This is a genomic window from Massilia sp. Dwa41.01b, from assembly GCF_014171775.1.
GTDB lineage: Bacteria > Pseudomonadota > Gammaproteobacteria > Burkholderiales > Burkholderiaceae_D > Telluria.
The window spans coordinates 612,511-633,986 of sequence record NZ_CP050454.1; the positions used below are offsets into that span (position 1 = coordinate 612,511).

A 21,476-nucleotide genomic window follows, 5' to 3' on the forward strand; every position below is an offset into this window, starting at 1 on the left:
TCGCACAATGGGCGCCGTCCACGCGTTCAACGCACGTGTGCTCGGCCGCACTATCTCGAACGTGGGTTGAACGGGTGGACGGCGCCACGGCCGCGTGTTCAACCGCCGGATCGGTGGAGCCGTCCACCCTACGTGCCGGTTGCGATGTCGGCGCTACCCTACAACAACCGTCCTTCCGCCCGCGTCACCGCATCGGCGCCGCCGCGCAGCACCACCACGTCGCGCGCCTGCAGCACCGTCTCCGGCGCCGGTTCGATGCGCACGCGCTCGCGCCGGATGCCGCTCACTTCGGCGCCCAGTTCCTCCAGTCCGAGTTCGTCGATGCGCCGGCCCACCGCCTGTGCATCCTCGCCCAATACCACCGAATGCAGGCGCACGTACATGTGCTCGGGGTCGTCGCTGACGTCGCTGGAGCCGTGGAAGTAGCCACGCAGCGCCGCGTAGCGTTCGTCGCGTGCGCTCTGCACCCGGTGCACCACGCGCCGCAGCGGTACGCCCACCACCACCAGCGCGTGCGAGGCCAGCATCAGGCTGCTCTCGAGCGCTTCCGGCACCACTTCCGTCGCACCCGCCTGGCGCAGCACATCGAGGTCGCTGTCGTCGTGGCTGCGCACGATTACCGGCAGCGAAGGCGCCAGCTCGTGCACCAGGTGCAGCACTTTCAGCGCCGCGCGGGTGTCGGCAAAGGTGATCACCAAGGCGCTGGCCCGGTTGATGCCGGCCGCGATCAGGGCTTCGCGCCGGCCGGCGTCGCCATACGACACGTTCGAACCCGCGGCCTGCGCTTCCTGCACCCTTTCCGGGTCCAGGTCGAGCGCGTACCAGGGCAGTTTTTCGTCGGAGAGCAGCGTGGCCACGCTCTGGCCGCTGCGCCCGAAGCCGGCCAGGATCACGTGCTTTTGCGCCGCCATCGTGCGGCTCGCCAGTTGCGTCAGCTGCAGCGACTGCATCATCCACTCGTTCGAGGCGATCTTCATCACGATCTTGTCGGAGTTGGCGATCACCAGCGGCGCGACCAGCATCGACAGCACCATCGAGGCCAGCACCAGCTGCATCAGGAAAGGGTCGATCAGTTTCGAGCCGGAGGCCATGTTCAAGAGCACGAAGCCGAATTCGCCGGCCTGCGCCAGCGCGAGACCGGTGCGCATCGCCACGCCGTCGGATGAACCGAAGGCTTTCGCCAGCAGGGCGATCAGCGCGAATTTCAGCAGAACAGGGAGAACGAGCAAAAGGAGCACCAGCCACCAATGTTCCAGCACCAGGCGTACGTTCAGCAGCATGCCGATGGTGATGAAGAACAGGCCGAGCAGCACGTCGCGGAAGGGCTTGATGTCTTCTTCGACCTGGTGCTTGAACTGGGTTTCGGAGATCAGCATGCCGGCGACAAAGGCGCCCAGCGCCATCGACAGGCCGGCGCGCTCGGTGATCCAGGCCGCGCCCAGCGTCACCAGCAGCAGGTTCAACATGAACAGTTCCTGCGAGCGGCGCTTGGCCACCAGCGTGAACCAGCCGCGCATCAGTTTCTGTCCGAAGAACAGCAGCAGCGCCAGCACCGCCGCCGCCTTGACGCCGGCCCAGGCCAGGGTCGGTGCCAGGTCTTCGGGATTGCGCGCCAATGCGGGAATCAGGATCAGGAGCGGCACCACGGCCAGGTCCTGGAACAGCAGGATGCCGATGATGCGGCGCCCATGCTCGCTTTCCAGTTCCAGGCGCTCGGTAAGCAGCTTCACGACGATCGCCGTGGAAGACATGGCCAGCGCGCCACCAAGGGCAAAGGCCGCCTGCCAGCCCACGTGCAGGCCAGGGGCCCAGATGGAAAAGGCGATCGCGCCCAGCATGGCGGCGACGATCGTCAATACCACCTGGGCCAGGCCCAGTCCGAACACGATGCGCCGCATCGCCCGCAACTGCGAGAGCGAGAATTCGAGGCCGATCGAGAACATCAGGAACACGACACCGAATTCGGCCAGCGCGTGGGTGGCGCCGGTTTCGGCGGCCAGGCCCAGCGCATGGGGGCCGATCAGCACGCCAACGGCGAGATAGCCGAGCATGGGCGGCAGGTGCAGCGAGCGGAACACGACCACGCCCAGCACGGCGCTGCCGAGCAGCAGCAGGGTCAGTTCGAGGCCAGATGCCATGCGTTCAGTATTAAGTAAGAGTAACTTTTTGTAAGGGATGCGTTGTTTGATACGTCTGGCAAGTTTTTTGCTTTCTCAATTCGTTTATACTTCGGTGATGAGTGTAACCGATGAAAAAACAATGCTGAACAGTTTTGACGAGAGCCAGTCCCGCCGCGTGATGGAACTGGCGCGCGAGACCCTGGCGATCGAAGCCGACGCCATCACCGCGCTGCATGCACGGCTCGATGCCGACGACAGCCTGGTGCGCGCCGTGAACGTGCTGTACGCCTGCACCGGCCGCGTGGTCGTCTCGGGCATGGGCAAGTCCGGCCATATCGCGCGCAAGATCGCCGCGACCCTGGCCTCCACCGGCACCCCGGCGATGTTCGTGCACCCGGGCGAAGCCGCCCATGGCGACCTCGGCATGGTGACGGCGCAAGACGTCTTCATCGCCATCTCCAATTCCGGCGAGTCGTCGGAACTGATGGACATCCTGCCGGTCGTCAAACGCATGGGCGCGCCCCTGATCGCCATGACCGGGCGGCCGCAGTCGCGCCTGGCGCTGCTCGCCGACGTTCACCTCGACATTTCCGTTGCGAAGGAAGCCTGCCCCTTGAACCTCGCGCCGACCGCCAGTACCACCGTCACCCTGGCGCTGGGCGACGCGCTTGCCGTGGCGCTGCTGGACGTGCGCGGTTTTCGCGAAGAAGATTTTGCGCGTTCGCACCCGGGCGGCGCGCTCGGCCGCCGCCTGCTGACCCATGTGCGCGACGTCATGCGCAGCGGCGACGCGATCCCCGCCGTGGCGCCCGAGCTGCCGCTGGCGCAAGCCCTGCTTGAAGTCAGCCAGAAGGGCATGGGCATGACCGCCATCGTCGACGGCGCCATGCATCCGCTCGGCGTGTTCACCGACGGCGACCTGCGCCGCCTGATCGAACGCGAGCAGGATTTCACCAAGCTCACCATCCGCGACGTCATGCACGTCGGCGCGCGCACCGTGCACCCCGACCAGCTGGCCGTGGACGCCGTCGCCATCATGGAAGAATTCCGCATCAACCAGATGCTGGTGGTCGACAGCGACGGCGTGCTCGTCGGCGCGCTGCACATCCACGACCTGACCCGCGCCAAGGTGATCTGATGAGTGAGCTCATGAACGCGCTGACCCCGCTGGCCCACGTCGAGCGCGCCGCGCGCATCAAGGTCATGATTTTCGACGTCGACGGCATCCTCACCGACGGCAGCCTGACCTACGGTCCCGACGGCGAAGTCACGAAAACCTTCAATGTGCTCGACGGCCTGGGTATCCAGTTGCTGCAGAAGTCGGGCGTGGCCACGGCCATCATCAGCGCGCGTAATTCGCCCATCGTCAACGCCCGTGCACGCGACCTGGGCATCACCCACGTCTGGCAGGGCTTCCACGACAAGCGCATCGCCTTTGCCGAGCTGCTGGCGAAGACGGGCGTCACTGCCGAGGAATGCGGCTACATCGGCGACGACGTCATCGACATGCCATTGCTGTCGAAAGTTGGCTTTGCCGTGACGGTGCCGAGCGGGCACCCGGAAGTGCAGCACCGCGCCCACTACGTCACGAAAGCCGGCGGCGGCCGTGGTGCCGTGCGCGAGGTCTGCGACCTGGTGCTGCGCGCCCAGGGCAACTACGAGCGGGTGCTTGCCCCGTATTTCGCGTGACCGGATGGCGGCCTACGTGAACAAGCGTACCGCGCACCGCTGGCGCCTGCTGGCGCTGATGCTCACGGCCGTGTTCTTCGCCTTCGGCAGCTTCTGGCTGCTGCAGGCGATCCAGGCCGGCGACGGCGCCAACCCCGTCAATTCGCTGACCGAGCCCGATTACATCGTCGAGAACTTCAGCTTCGTGCGCATGACCGAGTCCGGCGCGCCGCGCTATGTGATGTCCGGCGCCAAGCTGGTGCACCATCCCGATAACGACGTCTCCGAAGTCACGCGGCCGATCGTTGACAGCATGGCGCCGGGACGTCCGCGCATGAGCATGCGCGCGCAACGCGCCCAGGTCTTCCATGGCGAGAACCGCGTGGAACTGATGGACGACGTGAACATCGTGCGTCCGGCCACGCCCACGAGCCAGGCGATGCACGCGCGCACCGAGGCGCTGACCGTGCTGGTCGACGACGAAATCGTCAAGACCAGCCGCCCGGTGCAGATGACGCTGGGCGCGGCGAAGGTGAGAGCCGTCGGCATGGTGGCCGAGAATCCCACCCAGAAGCTGCACCTGGGCGGCCGTGGCCAGATCGTCTATCCGCCGCGGGGACAAGCCGCACCCAACCAATAACAGGAACGAGCAAACATGAAAAACATCCTCGCCGCCACCGCCGCTGCCCTGGCGCTGCTGTCGCTGCCGGCCCACGCCGAGCGCGCCGATTCGCTCAAGCAGGCCGTCATCGATTTCAATAACGCCGACATGGACGAAGTCACGCAGACGCGCATCCTGACCGGCAACGTGGTCGTCACGCGCGGCACGCTGCTGCTCAAGTCCGAGCGCGCCCTGGTCAAGGAAACGCCGGAAGGCTACCTGCACGTGACGCTGATCGCGGCGCCGGGCAAGGTCGCCACTTTCCGCCAGAAGCGCGACGGCGGCCCCGACCTGTGGATGGAAGGCCAGGCCGAGCGCATCGAATACGACGAGCGCAGCGAGATCGTCAAGCTGTTCTCGAAGGCGAACGTGCGCCAGCTGGAAAACGGCCGCCTGACCAACGAGATCGACGGTCCCTTCATCTCCTACGACAACCGCAAGGAAGTCGCCTCCGTGCGCAACGACGCCAGCGGCGAAAGCAAGGCAGGCGGTGGACGCGGCACCCTGATCATCGCGCCGCGGCGCGTGGCACCGGCGGCGGCAGCGGCGCCGGCCGCCCCGGCGCCCGCACCGACGCCGTCGGCGGCAGCGGCGGGAAAACAATAATGATGGCAGCAAGCGAGAAGGGCAGCACCCTGGTGGTCCAGGGGCTGCAGAAAAGTTACGGCAAGCGGCTGGTCGTGCGCGATGTGTCGCTGCAGGTGAAATGCGGCGAAGTCGTCGGCCTGCTGGGACCGAACGGCGCCGGCAAGACCACCTCGTTCTACATGATCGTCGGCCTGGTGCCGTCGGACGCCGGCTCGATCGAGATCAACGGCACCGACATCTCGAGCCTGCCGATCCACCGCCGCGCGGTGCTCGGCCTGTCCTACCTGCCGCAGGAAGCTTCGGTGTTTCGCAAGCTGACGGTCGAGGACAACATCCGCGCCGTGCTCGAGCTGCAGCGCACCGACGAGGGCAAGCCGCTGTCGAAAAGCGCCATCGACGAGCGCCTCGATTCGCTGCTGGCCGAACTGCAGATCGAGAAGCTGCGCGAAAATCCTGCATTGTCGCTGTCGGGCGGCGAGCGCCGCCGCGTCGAGATCGCGCGCGCGCTGGCCACCAATCCGCGCTTCGTGCTGCTCGACGAACCTTTCGCCGGCGTCGACCCGATCGCCGTGATCGAGATCCAGCGCATCGTGCGCTTCCTGAAGGAGCGCGGCATCGGCGTCCTGATCACCGACCACAACGTGCGCGAAACGCTGGGCATCTGCGACCGCGCCTACATCATCAACCAGGGCGCCGTCCTGGCCTCGGGCCGCCCTGACGACATCATCGCCGACGAATCGGTTCGCCGCGTCTACCTGGGCGAACACTTCCGCATGTAAGCCCGGCAGCAACGACACAGCAAGAAGCGATGAAACAATCCCTGCAACTCCGGACTTCGCAGCACCTGGCGCTCACGCCGCAGCTTCAGCAGTCGATCCGCCTGCTGCAGCTGTCCACGCTCGAATTGCAGCAGGAGATCGAGCAGATCCTGCACGACAATCCCCTGCTCGAGCGGCTCGACGATCCGCTCGACCGTTCGGTGCGGCTGCTGGCCGACGGCGCCATCCAGAATGGTCCGGCCCGGGGCGAGGCACCCGCGCCGGCACCGGGCGGCGAGGAAGCTGCGCCTGCGGGCGAGGGCGGCGACGCGCCTGACGGCGGCGGCGATGTCGAGCGCGGCGAGTCCGATGGCGACTGGGAGAATCCAGCCGCGCATCGAACAGCGGCAGCGACGACGAGGATGGCCGGCCGCAGCTGGAAGCGGGCGGGGTCACGCTGCGCGAGCACCTGTCCGAGCAGGTGCGCGTCACCGGCGTGACGGCGCGCGACCGCGCGCTGGCCGAACTCGTGATCGACGCCATCGACGACAACGGCTACCGGAAGAGCAGCTCGATGAGATCCACGCGCGCCTGCCCGAGGAGCTGGAAGTCGAGATGGATGAGCTGCGCTGCGCGCTGGCGCTGGTGCAGAGCCTGGATCCGACCGGCGTCGGCGCGCGCAGTGCCGGTGAATGCCTGGCGCTGCAGATCCGCGCCATGCCGGGCGTGCCGCTGGTGACGCGGCGCATGGCCCTGAAAATCGTCGAGGGCTACCTGACCTGGTTCGCCCAGCGCGAATTCACCAAGCTGAAAAAGGCGCTCGACTGCGACGACGAAGACCTGCGCGAAGCGCAAGCCGTGATCCGCCGCTGCAATCCGCACCCGGGCGCCGCCTTCGCGGCCAGCACCTCGGACTATGTGGTTCCGGACGTTATCGTCCGCAAGAACGGCGCCGGCTGGACCGTCACGCTGAACCACGAAGTCATGCCGCGCCTGCGCGTGAACAACCTCTATGCGGCCCTGCTCAAGCAGGGAAAAGGCGAGGCGCAGATGAGCGCGCAGCTGCAGGAAGCCAAGTGGCTCATCAAGAATATGCGCCAGCGTTTCGACACGATCCTGCGTGTTTCGCAGGCCATTGTGGAGCGCCAGCGCAACTTTTTCAGCCATGGCGCGGTTGCCATGCGTCCCCTTGTGCTTCGCGAGATAGCTGATACACTAGGCCTACACGAGAGCACGATTTCTCGTGTCACAACTCAGAAATTCATGCTGACCCCGCACGGCATGTTTGAGTTGAAATATTTCTTCGGAAGCCATGTCGCCACCGAAGCGGGGGGCGAAGCATCGTCAACAGCGATACGGGCGCTCATTGCGCAACTGACAGGAGCAGAGGACCCCAGGAACCCATTATCCGACAGCAAGATCGCGGAAATGCTCGGTGAACAAGGCATGGTCATCGCGCGCCGCACGGTTGCCAAATACCGTGAGGCACTCAAGATTCCCCCAGTCAGTCTCCGCAAATCCTTGTAACAGCGGCACCCTTATGCACAATGCGTAACGCGGCGGCCGCTATCTTCTCAAAGGAGTGTGTATGAATCTCACTATCAGTGGCCACCACCTCGAAGTCACCCCCGCCATCCGAGAGTACGTACAGAACAAGCTCGAACGCATCACCCGCCACTTCGACCAAGTGATCGACTCCCACGTCATCCTCGCGATCGACAATCTCACCGAAAAAGAAAAAAGGCAGAAAGCCGAGATCAACCTGCATATGTCAGGCAAGATGGTGCACGTGGAAAGCGTGGCGCACGACCTGTACGCCGCGATCGACCTGTTGATGGACAGGGTGGACCGCCAGGTCGTCAAATACAAATCGATGCTGCAGAACCATAATCACGAGTCGCTCAAGCGCCGTCCGGATAGCGGAGAGGCTGCTGCCCTCTGATCGCAAGCCAAGTATCATCTGAACGAGGGCGCCGGGAGGGCGCCCTTTTCATTTTGAGCCCGCCGCTTCATGGCGCACCGGGAGCGCTCCCTGTTCTGTAAAATGCATGTCTTTTCCATCACATCATCCACCATGACCGACCACGTCCTGACCCGCGTTGCCAATGGCACCGGGGTGATCACCCTCGACCGCCCGAAGGCCCTCAATTCGCTGTCGCTGGCGATGGTGCGCCGCCTGACCGAGATCCTGCTGGCCTGGCGCGACGACGCCGATGTCGCTGCCGTTGTCCTCACCAGCAGCAGCGAGAAAGCCCTGTGCGCCGGCGGCGACATCCGCTTCTTCCACGAAGCCGGCCACGCCACGCCGATGGGCGACAGCGCGCTGCTGGAAGACTTCTTTACCGAGGAATACGCGCTGAACCACCTGATCCACTTCTACCCGAAACCGTATATCGCGATCATGGACGGCGTGGTGATGGGCGGCGGCATGGGCATCGCCCAGGGCGGCCCGGAGACCGGCCTGCGCATCGTGACCGAGCGCACGAAGATGGCGATGCCGGAAGTGAACATCGGCCTGTTCCCGGATGTGGGCGGCAGCCATTTCCTGTCGCACGCCCCTGGCCAGCTGGGCAATTACCTGGGCCTGACGGGTCTCACGATCGGCGCAGCCGACGCCCTGTATGTCGGCCTGGCCGACCTGTTCGTGCCGAGCGCGCAGCTGGGTGAACTGAACGCGCTGATCGCGTCGACGCCCGGTGCGCAGCTGGCCGAATCGATCCGCGCCTTTGCTGCCGGTTTCGCCCCCCAGGCCGGAGAAAGCGCCCTGGCCACCGCGCGCGCGCTGCGATCGACCGCCACTTCGGCGCCGGTTCGGTCGACGCCATCATGGCTTCGCTCGCGGGCGACGACAGCCCCTTCGCCCAGAAGGCCTTGAACGCGATGCGCCAGCGCTCGCCGCTGATGATGTGCGTGACGCTCGAGATGCTGAAGCAGGGCGCCTCGATGGACGTAGCCGAGTGCCTGCGCATGGAACGCTCGCTGGTGCGCCGCAATTTCGAGCATGGCGAAGTGCTCGAAGGCGTGCGCGCGCTGGTGATCGACAAGGACAATGCGCCGAAATGGAATCCGCCGACGCTGGAGGAAGTCACGCCCGAGATGGTGGCGCGCTTCTTCGAGCCTGTGTGGCCGGATCACGCGCATCCGCTGCGGCATCTGGCTTGACCCTGCAGGGTGGGCGCGGCCGGCGAGGCACTCCGTGCCCACGCGGTCGTACGGATGCGCAGTCGTAGGGTAGGCGGCTACACCTGGTAGAAAATTATCAGGCTGCGTATGCGCCGCCTACGCGTTCAACCGGCGCTGGAAACGTCGCGCCGCTCGCGTTGGCGTTCAACCGGCTTCGTGAGAGGCCGCGTTCCCACACGCTGGGTTTGAACGCGTGGACGGCGTTGAGGGCGCGTCGATGCACCTGTCCGGGTGGAGCCGTCCACCCTACGCGAACCCGGCCGCGAACGCGGGCCGGATGGATCAGGCCTCTACGACTGCTCGCGGTGCCGCAGCACGACACGCTCGGTGTCGCCGAAATAGGCCGCCAGGCGTTCGGCCATGTAGACCGAGCGGTGCTGGCCGCCGGTGCAGCCGACGGCCACCGTCAGGTAGCTGCGGTTATCGGTCTTGAACGAAGGCAGCCACTTTTTCACGAACTTGAGGATGTCTTCCAGCATGTCGGTGGCGCTCGGCTGGGCGTCGAGGAAGGCGATCACGGGCGCGTCCTTGCCGGTCAGCGGGCGCAGCGACAGGTCGTAATACGGGTTCGGAATGGCACGCACGTCGAAGACGAAGTCGGCGTCGAGCGGCACGCCCTTCTTGAAGGCGAAGGATTCGAAGAACAGGGTCAGCGGCGCATGCTGCACATCGACCAGCTCCTTGATCCAGGCGCGCAGCTTGTTGGCCGATGCCTCGGACGTATCGATCACGTGGCCCAGGTTTTCGATGGCGGCCAGGCGCTCGCGCTCTTCGGCGATGCACTCGATCAGGGTGCGGCGCGATGCCGGATTTTCGCCGGGGCGCAGCGCGTGCGACAGGGGATGGCTGCGCCGGGTTTCCGAAAAACGCGCGACCAGCGAATGGGTGCTCGCGGTCAGGAAGATCACTTTTACTTGGTGGCCTTCTTCTTTCAGGGCACGCACGGTGAGCGGCAGTTCGGTCAGCGATTCCGAGCTGCGCGCGTCGACGGCGACGGCCAGCTCGCGCGTGCCTTCGCCGCGCACGGCCTTTACCAGCTGCGGCAACAGTGCCGGCGGCAGGTTGTCGACGCAGTAGTAACCCGCGTCTTCCATGACTTTCAGGGCAACCGATTTGCCCGATCCGGAAATCCCGGTGATGAGTACGATGTGCATGGCTCGATGATACCGCAACGGCAAGGGCTTGTGACGGACGGGTGCCCGCGAAATTTCGCGGAATCGGCGTCAATACAGGCTGATCGTGTGCGTTGAGCGAAATATGGAGCGTAGGGTGGGCACTCCGTGCCCACGCGGAACGATGCGCCAACGCGACGCCGATGTCCGCGTGGGCACGGGGCGCCTCGGCGGCCCCGCCCACCCTACGAAATTCAATCGCCGCTCATCGCCTGTCTCTGGCGTTCCATGAACTCCTGCAGCGTATCGATGCCGCGCAGTTGCAGGATGGTGTTGCGCACGGCCGCTTCGAGCAGCACCGCGATGTTGCGGCCGGCGGCGACGGGGATGACGACCTTGCGGATCGGCAGGCCCAGCACTTCCTCGGTCGGGAAGTGGAAGGGCAGGCGCTCGACTTCCTCGTCGAGCACGCCGCGTTTGACCAGGTGGACGATCAGTTTCAGGCGCATCTTGCGGCGCACGGCGGTCTCGCCAAAAATCGCCTTGATGTCGAGCAGGCCCAGGCCGCGCACTTCGAGCAGGTTCTGCAGCAGCGGCGGACAGCGCCCTTCGATCATGTTCGGCGCGATGCGCGAGAATTCCACCGCATCGTCGGCCACCAGGCCGTGCGAGCGCGAGATCAGCTCCAGGCCGAGCTCGCTCTTGCCCAGGCCCGAGTCACCGGTAATGAGCACGCCGACACCGAGCACGTCCATGAAGACGCCATGCATGATCACGCGCTGCGCCAGCTTTTTCGACAGATACACGCGCAGGAAGTCGATTACCTGGGCGGCCGGCAGCGGCGTGGAAAACAGGGGGATGTTCTGCTCGTCGCAGATGGCGAGGATGTCGGGCGGCGTTTCCAGGCCTTGCGCGATGATCAGCGCCGGCGGGCCGCCGCCGATGAGTTCGCCAATCACGTGGCTGCGCGAACTCGATTTCAGGCGGGTGTAGTAATTCAGTTCCTGGTGTCCAAACACCTGAATCCGGCCCGGGTGGATCAGATTCAGGTGGCCGACCTGGTCGGCGGCCGAGGCGACGTCGCCCGAGATCAGCCGCTCGCCACCGGGAAAACCGGCAAACCAGCCCAGTTGCAGGCTGTCCCGGTTATCGTCGTACAGCCGTTGGATAGTGAGGGGAGTCTGCAGCATGGTCTTGGTCGGTAGGGAAGGCCTGGAAGAGTCGGCCCCCCAAGTTTAACCCATGGCCTGCAAGCTTGGTTGCCAGTTGATAATACGCTCGTGCACGCTGCGCGGATCGGCATCGGTAGCCAGCGCCGTGCGGATCGCCTCGTCCGAGAACAGCTCGGCGATTTCCGACAGGATTTCCAGGTGCTGCTGGGTCACGTGGTCAGGAATCAAGAGGAAGAACAGCAGGCTGACCGGCTGGCCATCGGGCGATTCGAAGGGAATCGGCGAGGCCAGGCGGACAAAGGCGGCGATCGGATTCTTCAGGCTCTTGCTGCCCTTGACGCGGCCGTGGGGCACCGCGACGCCATGCCCGAGTCCGGTGGAACCGAGGCGTTCGCGTGCGAACAGGTTGTCCGTCACGGTCGAACGGGCAATGCCGCAATTGTTTTCAAAGATGAGTCCGGCCTGCTCGAAAGCACGTTTCTTGCTCGACACTTCGATATCGAGCTGGACGTTTTCAAGCGAAAGGATTTTGCTGAGATTGGTCATAACACGCTTCAAATGTTGCGGCGCACAACAGGCCACTTGCCGTGCAGAATTATAGGCCTGTTTCCCGGCCGTGGCTTGCGATTTCGCGTCGGTATGCTACCCCCGTCCGGCCCGCGTTTCGAGCCTCTGGTCAGCCGTGCGCAAAGGCTTGTTTGCGCTTCCACAAGAGGTGGCGCAATTTCTGATACGAAAAGTAATGCGCGCTGGGTGAATCGCGGGAGCGGGGCCGGTTTTGCCGTCTTTTCCCTGTATTTGCACAAAATTTGTGCAAAATTCAAACACTCTGTAACTGTTGTTTTCTCGTCAGTTTCTGTGGCGCAAAAGGTACGGCGAACCCGGCTGTAATGGCGCAGTGCCTACTGGCGCGCGCCGCGCAGGTTATGGGGACGGCCTGTACTGAAATTGGCGCGCCATGGATTGATGTCGAGGCCGCCACGGCGGGTATAACGGGCATACACCGACAGCTTGCTCGGCTTGCACTGGCGCAGGATGTCCATGAAGATGCGTTCCACGCACTGTTCGTGGAATTCGTTGTGTTCACGGAAGCCGATCAGGTAGCGCAGCAGGCCTTCCTGGTCGATCTGCGGGCCGGCGTACTGGATCTGCACGCTGCCCCAGTCGGGCTGGCCCGTCACCAGGCAGTTCGACTTGAGCAGGTTCGACACCAGGGTTTCTTCAACCGGGGCTTCCTCGAAATTGGCAGTCAGCAAGTGCGGCGCGGGGGCATAGTTGTCGACGTCGATGTCGAGACGGTCGAGCGACAGGCCTTCCAGCTCGCCCATCTTGAGCTTGCCGAAACCTTCCGGTTCCGTCAGCGTGATGTGGACCGGCGCGCCAAAGGCGTTCGACAGGTCCTCGCGCAGCAGCGCCTGCAGGGCCTCGATGCCCGCGACCCGGGTCTGGTTGAAGGAATTCAGGTAGAGCTTGAAGGACTTCGACTCGACGATGTTCGGCGAATCCGCCGGGGCGCTGACGGTGGCGATCGCGATCTGCGGTTTGCCGCGCATGTTCAGCCACGACAATTCGTAGGCATTCCAGATGTCCAGGCCAAAGAAGGGCATCGTGCCGGCGATGGCCAGCTCGTCGCGCTTTTGCTGGCGCGAAATCGGGAATAGCAGCTCCGGCGCGTACTCGGTCTGGTAGGCGGAGGATTTGCCAAGGGGCGATTGATCGGGGGTATTGTTCATGGTCTCTCTCGATACGCCGGCACCGCGCGAAAGCTTGCTCGCGCGTAATGAATGCCGGGCCGGCGGCGGCAAAGCGGCGTATCGTACACCTTAATCGCGGGTGCTGCGCGTCGGGGTTGCTTGCGGTGCGGAGAGACACGTGACGCGTGCACAAGGCGTAGGGTAGGCGGCTCGACTGCGACGGCTGAACATGGTGAACGCATGCGCCGCCTACGCGTTCAGCGCACGCATGAACGGGTGCGAGTTTTCCGAGGGCGCTTGAACGCGTAGGCGGCGCCAAGGTAAGCGATGATCTGATGGTCGGGTAGAGCCGCCTACCCTACAGGCTTCATCGCGCTTGCATTGTTACAAGAACAGCTTGTACACCGGATTGCCGCTCTCGTCCCAATACCGGTAGCCCAGCGTCGCCAGGAATTCGCGGAACTCGCCCATCTCCCCGGCCGGCACCTGCAGCCCGACCAGGATGCGCCCGACGTCGCCGCCCTGGTTGCGGTAGTGGAAAAGCGAGATATTCCAGTTCGGCGCCATGCTGTCGAGGAAGCGCATCAGCGCGCCGGGGCGCTCGGGGAATTCGAAGCGGTACAGCAATTCGTCGCGCGCCAGTGCGCTCTTGCCGCCGACGAGGTGGCGTACGTGCAGCTTGGCCAGTTCGTCGTGGGTGAGGTCGAGCGTGGGGAAATCGTGCTCCTCGAAGGTACGTGCCAGCAGCTTCGATTCGCCGCGGCTGCCCACCTGCACGCCGACAAAGATGTGGGCTTGGCGTTCGTCGCTGATGCGGTAGTTGAACTCGGTGACGTTGCGCGGGCCGACCAGGGCGCAGAAGCGGCGGAAGCTGCCGCGCTGCTCGGGGATCGTGACCGCGAACACGGCTTCCCGCGCTTCGCCCAGTTCGGCGCGCTCGGCGACAAAACGCAGGCGGTCGAAATTCATGTTGGCGCCGCAGGCCACGGCCACCAGGCTTTGTTCGCGCAGCGCCTGTCCTGCCGCCTGCGCGCGCTCCAGGTAAGCCTTGGCGCCGGCCACCGCCAGCGCGCCGGCCGGCTCGAGGATGCTGCGCGTGTCCCGAACACGTCCTGGATCGCGGCGCAGATCGCATCGGTGTCGACCAGGATGATCTCGTCCACCACCTGCTGCGCCACGCGGAAGGTCTCTTCGCCCACCAGGCGCACGGCGGTGCCGTCGGAGAACAGGCCGACGTCCGGCAGCGTCACGCGCTCTCCGGCCTGCAGGCTCCTGGCCATCGCGTCCGAGTCGACGCTCTGCACGCCGACGATGCGGATATCCGGCCGCACCGCTTTTACATAGGCACCGATGCCGGAGATCAGGCCGCCGCCGCCGATGGCAACAAAAATCGCGTGGATCGGACTGGAATGCTGGCGCAGGATCTCCATGCCGATCGTGCCCTGGCCGGCGATCACGTCGGGGTCGTCGAACGGATGCACGAACGTCAAACCCTGCTCGCGTTCGAGGATGAGGGCGTGGTGGTAGGCGTCGGTATACGAGTCGCCGTGCAGCACGACTTCCACCGCTGCGCCGCCGCGCGCCTTGACGGCATCGATCTTCACCTGGGGAGTGGTGGTGGGCATGACGATCAGGGCCCGGCAGCCGAGGCGGGAGGCCGACAGGGCCACGCCCTGCGCATGGTTGCCGGCCGAGGCGCAGATCACGCCGCGCGCCAGCGCTTCCTGGGGCAGGTGCGCCATCTTGTTGTAGGCGCCGCGCAGCTTGAAGCTGAAGACGCTCTGCATGTCTTCGCGCTTGAAATAGATGCGGTTGCCGAAGCGCTGGGACAGGGTAGGGGCGAGTTCGAGCGGGGTTTCCTCGGCCACGTCGTAGACGCGGGCGGTGAGGATTTTTTTCAGGTAGTCGATGGTCATGGTCGGGTCAAAAAGCGGGGCAGGCGTGAATGGGCGGCCAGTGTCCTGGTTCCTGTGACGCGAGACTGTGTTCCCTTGGCGGATGACCGGGGTGTGCAGTGCGATACGCGGCGCTGGGTGACAGCGCACCGTATCGTGTCGGGGCGATGAGTTTTCATCTCTATAATAAACACCTCCCACTCGAAATTCCACCGATGATCGAAACCGCCGTCCTTTGGCTGCTCAAGGTCCTTGCCGCTCCCACAGTCGGTCTCACATCGGTATTCCTCATCGCGTTCGTGTCGGCCACCCTGGTGCCGCTCGGCTCCGAGCCGGCCGTGTTCGCCGTCGTGAAGGCCAACGAGGCCATGTTCTGGCCGGCGATCATCGTCGCCACGATCGGCAATACCCTGGGCGGCGCGGTCGACTACTACCTCGGCTACCGCGCGAAGATCGCCTTCGCCAGGGAGCGCCAGAGCCGCTGGTTCGGCTGGCTGGCGAAATACGGTTCGAAAACCATGCTGCTGTCCTGGGTGCCCGGCATCGGCGACCCCTTGTGCACGCTGGCCGGCTGGCTGCACCTGCCGTTCTGGTCGAGCGTGATGTACATGGCGATCGGGAAGTTCGGGCGCTACCTGACGATGACGGCGGTGCTGCTGTATGTGCCGGACGGATTCTGGAAGCGGGTGGGCGACATGATCACGCAGGTGACCGGGTAGGCGGACGCGGCGATGTAGGGTAGGCGGCTCCGCCCGGAGCCTGCACCTACGGGGCATATGCGCCGCCTGCGCGTTCAAGCGACGCGTGATCGGTCTACACCTTGCGCTCTCCCTTCGTGAAGCTTCCTGGTGCATCAAGCATGCATTGGACGCGCAGGCGGCATGGCCGCCTACCCTACGCGATTTGGGTACTATCTACACACGAGATATATTCCATGCTCAACCGGCGTTTTTTGCAAAGCAAATTTGCATGCAGGGCTGCCTATGCAAATATAGTTGCGTAGCGGCCTTGGATGCAATAACCCGAACCCAGCGTTGTGCGCCGCAATAAGCTAGAATGGTTGTCCTTCGGGCCAGTCCTATACCGCGATCTCATCCATGAACGCCCCAGCACACGTCCACACCCTGCTCGCCGATAACGCACCGGCACGCCTGCGCGAAATCCCCTACAACTACACCTCGTTCTCGGACCGCGAAATCGTCATTCGCCTGCTCGGCGAATCCTGCTGGCAGCTGCTCGATACGCTGCGCGGCGCACGCCAGACGGGGCGCTCGGCGCGCATGCTCTACGAGGTCCTGGGCGACATCTGGGTAGTGCGCAGGAACCCCTACCTGCAGGACGACATGCTGGACAACCCGAAGCGGCGCCAGAAGCTGATCGACGCGCTGCACCATCGCCTGGCCGAAGTGGACAAGCGCCGCACCAGTGTGGATGCGAGCGAAGGCGGGAGCGAAGGCGAGGGCGCCAGCGCGCTCGCCCGCAGCGAAGCTGTCGCCCAATTGCTGGCCGCCGCACGCCAGGCCGTGGACGACTTCGGCCGCGAGTTCCGCGAGATGTACGACCTCAGGAAGCGCGCCCGCGCCGTGCTCGGCGCCTATACCGACAAACGCAACATCCGCTTCGACGGCATGCACCGCGTCTCGCACGTGACCGACGCCACCGACTGGCGCGTCGAATATCCCTTCCTGGTGCTGGTACCCGACAGCGAGGAAGAGATGGCGGGCCTCGTGAAAGGCTGCATCGAACTCGGGCTGACCATCATTCCGCGCGGCGGCGGCACCGGCTACACGGGCGGCGCGATTCCCCTGACCGCCAAGTCGGCCGTCATCAACACCGAAAAGCTGATTGGTCTCGGCGAAGTCGAGATGACACGCCTGCCGGGCCTCGAGCGCGACTACGCGACCATCCATACCGGCGCCGGCGTCGTCACCCAGCGCGTCTCGCAGGCAGCCGAAAAGGCCGGCTTCGTGTTCGCGGTGGACCCCACCTCGGCGCACGCGTCCTGCATCGGCGGGAACATCGCGATGAATGCCGGCGGCAAGAAAGCGGTGTTGTGGGGCACTGCGCTCGACAACCTCGCCTCCTGGCGCATGGTCGACCCGAACGGCGACTGGCTGGAAGTCACGCGCATCAATCACAATCTGTCGAAGATCCACGACGCGCCGACCGCCGAATTCCTGCTCGAATGGACCCATCCCGCCGTGAAGGGTGCGCCGAAAGGCGAACCATTCCGCACCGAGACCTTGACCATCGAAGGCCGCAAGTTCCGCAAGGAGGGCCTCGGTAAGGACGTCACCGACAAGTTCCTCTCGGGCCTGCCCGGCATCCAGAAGGAGGGCACCGATGGCCTGATCACCTCCAGCCGCTGGATCCTGCACAAGATGCCGAAGTTCACGCGCACGGTGGCGCTGGAATTCTTCGGCCAGGCGCGCGACGCGATTCCCTCGATCGTCGAAATCAAGGATTACCTCGACAGCCTGCCGAAAAGCGGCAAGCCGGAATTCGAGACACTGCGTCTCGCCGGCCTCGAGCACCTCGACGAGCGCTACCTGCGCGCGGTCGGCTATGCCACCAAGTCCAAGCGCGGCGTGCTGCCCAAGATGGCGCTGTTCGGCGACATCGTCGGCGACGACGAGAACGCGGTGGCAATCGCGGCCTCGGAAGTCGTGCGCATTGCGAACACCCGCGTCGGCGAAGGTTTTATCGCCGTCAGCCCGGAAGCGCGAAAAAAATTCTGGCTCGACCGCGCCCGCACCGCGGCGATTGCCCGCCACACCAACGCGTTTAAAATCAACGAGGACGTCGTCATTCCGCTGAACCGGATGGGCGAATACACCGACGGCATCGAGCGCATCAACATCGAGCTGTCGATCAAGAACAAGCTGCAACTGGCCGAACAGCTGCACACCTATCTCTCGGGCGGCCACCTGCCGCTGGAGAAGAGCGATGACGCCACCGGCGACGGCGTGGCACGCGACGAGATCATGGGCGACCGCCCGCAGCAGGTCGTGGCCCTCGTCGACGCCGTGCGCGCGCTGGAGCTATGTGCTGGCCAATCTCGACCAGCCGCTGCGCGCCGTCCACGCCCGGCTGGACGAACTCGGCCTCGGCCAACTGTCGAACGCTGTTGATGTGCGCATCGGCCAGCATCCCCATGCCACCCTGTTCGACCTGGTCCAGGACCATACGCTGCGCATCTCGTGGAAGACGGACCTGCGCGCGCCGCTGCGCCAGATCTTCAATGGCGCGGCCTACAAATGCATCCTCGACGAGTGCACGGCCATCCACGGCCGCGTGCTGCGCTCGCGCGTGTTCGTCGCGCTGCACATGCACGCGGGCGACGGCAACGTCCATACGAACCTGCCGGTGAACTCCGACGATTACGCGATGCTGCAGGACGCCCACAAGGCGGTGGAGCGCATCATGAAGCTGGCGCGTTCGCTCGACGGCGTGATCTCGGGCGAACACGGCATCGGCATCACCAAGCTCGAATTCCTGATGGAAGACGAAATCCAGTCCTTCCGCGACTACAAGCTGCGCGTCGACCCGGAAGGGCGCTTCAACAAGGGCAAGCTCCTCAATTTGAAGGATGCCCACGCCGACCTGCGCAACGCCTACACGCCGTCCTTCGGCCTGATGGGGCACGAGTCGCTGATCATGCAGCAGAGCGACATCGGCGAGATCGCCAATTCCATCAAGGACTGCCTGCGCTGCGGGAAGTGCAAGCCGGTCTGCACGACCCACGTGCCGCAATCGAATCTGCTGTACTCGCCGCGCGACAAGATCCTGGCGACGTCCGCCCTGATCGAAGCCTTCCTGTATGAGGAGCAGACCCGCCGCGGCGTGTCGATCCGCCACTGGGAAGAGTTCGAGGACGTGTCGGATCACTGCACCGTATGCCACAAGTGCGTGACCCCGTGCCCGGTGAACATCGACTTCGGCGACGTCTCGATGAACATGCGTAACCTGCTGCGCAAGATGGACAAGCGCAGTTTCAAACCGGCCAACCGCGCAGCGATGTTCTTCCTGAACGCGACCGACCCCACCACCATCAACGCCACCCGCGCGGCGATGGTCGGCATCGGCTTCAAGGCCCAGCGCATGGGCAACCGCCTGCTGAAGAAGTTCGCAAAAGAGCAGACCGCGGCACCGCCACCGACCACGGGCAAGGCGCCCGTGCGCGAGCAGGTGATCCACTTCATCAACAAGAAAATGCCGGGCAACCTGCCGAAGAAGACGGCGCGCGCGCTGCTCGACATCGAGGACGACAAGGTCATCCCGATCATCCGCAATCCGAAGGCGACGAATGCCGACAGCGAAGCGGTGTTCTACTTCCCCGGCTGCGGCTCCGAACGCCTGTTCTCGCAGGTGGGACTGGCGACCCAGGCGATGCTGTGGGAAGTGGGCGTGCAGACCGTGCTGCCGCCGGGCTACCTGTGCTGCGGTTACCCCCAGCGGGGAGCGGGCCAGTACGACAAGGCCGACAAGATGATGACGGATAACCGGGTGCTGTTCCACCGTATGGCGAATACCCTGAACTACCTCGATATCAAGACGGTGCTGGTCTCGTGCGGCACCTGCTACGACCAGTTGGCGACCTACGAATTCGAGAAGATCTTCCCGGGCTGCCGCATCATGGACATCCACGAATACCTGCTCGAAAAGGGCGTCAGGCTGGAAGGCGTATCGGGTACGCGCTACATGTACCACGACCCCTGCCACACGCCGATGAAGCAGCAGGATGCGGTGAAAACCGTGAACGCGCTGGTGCAGACCTTCGATAACGTCAAAATCGAGAAGAACGAGCGCTGCTGCGGCGAGTCCGGCACCTTTGCCGTGACGCGTCCGGACATCGCCACCCAGGTGCGCTTCCGCAAGGAGAGCGAAGTCGAGAAGGGCGCGGCCAGGCTGCGTGAGGACGGCTTCGATGGCCAGGTCAAGGTGCTGACCAGCTGCCCGTCCTGCCTGCAAGGCCTGTCGCGCTACAATGCCGACGCCGGCACCTCGGCCGATTACATCGTGGTCGAAATCGCGCGGCATTTGCTGGGCGAGAACTGGCTGCCGGATTACGTCGCGCGCGCCAACAGCGGCGGCATCGAAAGGGTGCTGGTATGACCGAACAAAGCCTGCGTGAACCGGGCTGCGAATTGTGCAGCCTGTCCATGCCGACCGTATGGGAAGACGACAAGCTGGCCGTCATCATCGTCGACGACGCCAACTATCCCGGCTTTTGCCGCGTCATCTGGCGCGACCACGTGCGCGAGATGAGCGACCTGGCGAAGGATGACCGCCTGCGCCTGATGGACGCCGTGCACGCCGTGGAGCTGGCCGTGCGCGAGGTGATGGCACCTACCAAAGTGAATGTCGCCAGCCTGGGCAACGTGGTACCCCACCTGCACTGGCACGTCATTCCGCGCTACCCCGACGATGCCCATTTCCCCGCGCCGGTCTGGGCCACCGCTAGCCGCGCCACCGACGACAGCGTCCTGGCCGCACGCCGCGCGCTGCTGCCGCAACTGGCGGACGCGATTGTCCGCTACATGAAACAAGCTTGAGAGAACCACCATGCCTATCCCAACCGACCTGACCGTCCGCCAGCAATCGCGCGTCCTCGAGATCGCTTTCGACGATGGCAGCAGCTTTTCGATCCCGCTGGAACTGATGCGCGTCTATTCGCCCTCGGCCGAAGTGAAAGGCCATGGTCCGGGCCAGGAAACCCTGCAAGTCGGCAAGCGCGAAGTCAGCATCCGCGGCGTCGAGCCGGTCGGCAATTACGCGATCAAGCCGCTGTTTACCGACGGCCACGAGAGCGGCATCTTTACCTGGGATTATCTGTACAAGCTGGGCAGCGAGCAGGACGCACTGTGGCAGGATTACCTGAACCGGCTGCATGCGGCCGGCTTCGAGGGCGACAGCGGGCGCGAGACAGGGACCGTGCTGCCAGGCGCGACCGTGCGCACCGGGTGCCACAGCCATTGAGTTGTCACCCGTGGATTGGTAGGGTAGGCGGCTCGGCCGCGACCGTCATGTCCAGGCAGCAGCAATGCCGCCTACGCGTTCAACGCTTGTCCGAGCGGCCGCGATCGATCGAGGGCCGGTTGGACGCGTAGGCGGCCGAGCCGCCTACCCTACGCGAACCCGGCGTGCCAGGTGATGCACACAAAAAAGCGCCCGCAGGCGCTTTTTTTATTCCCGATGACGACGTCGCCGCCGCCACGAAAACATTACTGCGGCTGGATGTTCGCAGCCTGCTTGCCCTTCGGACCGGTGGTGATCTCGAAGGTCACGCGCTGGTTTTCGGCCAGCGACTTGAAGCCTTGTGCGTTGATCGCCGAGAAGTGGGCGAACACGTCTTCACCGCCGCCGTCAGGCGTGATGAAACCAAAACCTTTTGCATCGTTGAACCATTTAACGGTACCGCTCGTCATGTTGTTACTCCCCAAAGATTAATTGTTGTTATGCCTTGCTCGTACTACGGTGTTGAACGCATGACGCCAGCGCCGATCTCAACAAAGCGAATTAATTATAGGGATAACTTGCCCTCTGTGAAGCACATTTCGTGACATTTTTTTATTGTTGAGTTGGATAGCGACGACGGGGCACCCCGGGCGCATGAGAAGCGTTG

At 64.4% G+C, this 21,476-nt stretch carries 15 protein-coding genes and 4 pseudogenes; 12 read left to right on the forward strand and 7 right to left on the reverse strand.

The window, feature by feature from the left end; translation table 11 throughout:
• Positions 1–158: 158 nt before the first annotated feature.
• Entirely contained in the window at positions 159–2,138 is a 1,980-nt protein-coding gene (locus G4G28_RS02765) for a monovalent cation:proton antiporter family protein (protein WP_182990763.1), read from the reverse strand.
• Between the two features lie 97 nt (positions 2,139–2,235).
• Between G4G28_RS02765 and G4G28_RS02770 the strand changes: the two genes are divergently transcribed.
• The 8 genes and pseudogenes from G4G28_RS02770 (at position 2,236) to G4G28_RS02805 (ending at position 8,957) form a co-directional block, all read left to right on the forward strand.
• A complete protein-coding gene (locus G4G28_RS02770) occupies positions 2,236–3,258 on the forward strand; it encodes an SIS domain-containing protein (RefSeq protein WP_183108006.1) in 1,023 nt (340 codons plus the stop codon).
• A complete protein-coding gene (locus G4G28_RS02775) occupies positions 3,258–3,809 on the forward strand; it encodes an HAD family hydrolase (RefSeq protein ID WP_229425412.1) in 552 nt (183 codons plus the stop codon). Before G4G28_RS02770 ends, G4G28_RS02775 begins: the two co-directional genes overlap by 1 nt.
• 16 nt (positions 3,810–3,825) lie before the next feature.
• Complete coding sequence (lptC, locus tag G4G28_RS02780) at positions 3,826–4,428, forward strand: LPS export ABC transporter periplasmic protein LptC (RefSeq protein ID WP_229425413.1); 603 nt, start codon at positions 3,826–3,828, stop codon at positions 4,426–4,428.
• Between the two features lie 15 nt (positions 4,429–4,443).
• Positions 4,444–5,055 carry a lipopolysaccharide transport periplasmic protein LptA gene (lptA, locus tag G4G28_RS02785; protein ID WP_183108007.1) on the forward strand — a complete coding sequence of 204 codons (612 nt, stop codon included), beginning with the start codon at positions 4,444–4,446 and terminating at the stop codon, positions 5,053–5,055.
• Positions 5,055–5,816, forward strand: a complete 762-nt coding sequence (gene lptB / locus G4G28_RS02790) for an LPS export ABC transporter ATP-binding protein (protein WP_229425414.1) — start codon at positions 5,055–5,057, stop codon at positions 5,814–5,816. Before lptA ends, lptB begins: the two co-directional genes overlap by 1 nt.
• A gap of 29 nt (positions 5,817–5,845) precedes the next feature.
• A pseudogene (locus G4G28_RS02795) lies at positions 5,846–7,322 on the forward strand (RNA polymerase factor sigma-54).
• A 61-nt stretch (positions 7,323–7,383) separates the two neighbouring features.
• Positions 7,384–7,737: a ribosome hibernation-promoting factor, HPF/YfiA family gene (hpf, locus tag G4G28_RS02800; RefSeq protein WP_182990765.1), complete on the forward strand. Its 354-nt coding sequence runs from the start codon at positions 7,384–7,386 to the stop codon at positions 7,735–7,737.
• Positions 7,738–7,869: 132 nt separating this feature from the next.
• Positions 7,870–8,957, forward strand: a pseudogene (locus tag G4G28_RS02805) (enoyl-CoA hydratase/isomerase family protein).
• A gap of 311 nt (positions 8,958–9,268) precedes the next feature.
• Here the strand turns inward: G4G28_RS02805 and rapZ are convergent.
• The 5 genes and pseudogenes from rapZ to ilvA all read right to left on the reverse strand — a co-directional run bounded on the left by rapZ (position 9,269) and on the right by ilvA (position 14,872).
• The gene (gene rapZ, locus G4G28_RS02810) at positions 9,269–10,132 is read right to left on the reverse strand and encodes an RNase adapter RapZ (RefSeq protein ID WP_182990767.1); all 864 of its coding nucleotides are present in this window, start codon (positions 10,130–10,132) and stop codon (positions 9,269–9,271) included.
• A 212-nt stretch (positions 10,133–10,344) separates the two neighbouring features.
• Positions 10,345–11,280, reverse strand: a complete 936-nt coding sequence (gene hprK / locus G4G28_RS02815; protein WP_182990768.1) for an HPr(Ser) kinase/phosphatase — start codon at positions 11,278–11,280, stop codon at positions 10,345–10,347.
• 45 nt (positions 11,281–11,325) lie between these two features.
• Complete coding sequence (locus G4G28_RS02820) at positions 11,326–11,808, reverse strand: PTS sugar transporter subunit IIA (protein ID WP_182990769.1); 483 nt, start codon at positions 11,806–11,808, stop codon at positions 11,326–11,328.
• A gap of 356 nt (positions 11,809–12,164) precedes the next feature.
• Positions 12,165–12,995 carry an NADPH-dependent 7-cyano-7-deazaguanine reductase QueF gene (queF, locus tag G4G28_RS02825; RefSeq protein WP_182990770.1) on the reverse strand — a complete coding sequence of 277 codons (831 nt, stop codon included), beginning with the start codon at positions 12,993–12,995 and terminating at the stop codon, positions 12,165–12,167.
• Positions 12,996–13,340: 345 nt separating this feature from the next.
• Positions 13,341–14,872: pseudogene (gene ilvA / locus G4G28_RS02830) on the reverse strand (threonine ammonia-lyase, biosynthetic).
• Between the two features lie 194 nt (positions 14,873–15,066).
• Here ilvA and G4G28_RS02835 point away from each other — a divergent pair.
• The 4 genes and pseudogenes from G4G28_RS02835 (at position 15,067) to G4G28_RS02850 (ending at position 20,830) form a co-directional block, all read left to right on the forward strand.
• A complete protein-coding gene (locus tag G4G28_RS02835; protein WP_182990771.1) occupies positions 15,067–15,570 on the forward strand; it encodes a YqaA family protein in 504 nt (167 codons plus the stop codon).
• 378 nt (positions 15,571–15,948) lie between these two features.
• Positions 15,949–19,966, forward strand: a pseudogene (locus tag G4G28_RS02840) (DUF3683 domain-containing protein).
• On the forward strand, positions 19,963–20,406 hold the full coding sequence (locus G4G28_RS02845; RefSeq protein ID WP_182990772.1) for an HIT family protein: 444 nt from the start codon (positions 19,963–19,965) through the stop codon (positions 20,404–20,406). The pseudogene G4G28_RS02840 and the gene G4G28_RS02845 overlap by 4 nt, the downstream one beginning before the upstream one ends.
• Positions 20,407–20,416: 10 nt before the next feature.
• Positions 20,417–20,830, forward strand: a complete 414-nt coding sequence (locus G4G28_RS02850) for a gamma-butyrobetaine hydroxylase-like domain-containing protein (RefSeq protein WP_182990773.1) — start codon at positions 20,417–20,419, stop codon at positions 20,828–20,830.
• Positions 20,831–21,075: 245 nt separating this feature from the next.
• Here G4G28_RS02850 and G4G28_RS02855 read toward each other — a convergent pair whose 3' ends face one another.
• A complete protein-coding gene (locus G4G28_RS02855; protein ID WP_182990774.1) occupies positions 21,076–21,279 on the reverse strand; it encodes a cold-shock protein in 204 nt (67 codons plus the stop codon).
• Between the last annotated feature and the right edge of the window lie 197 nt (positions 21,280–21,476).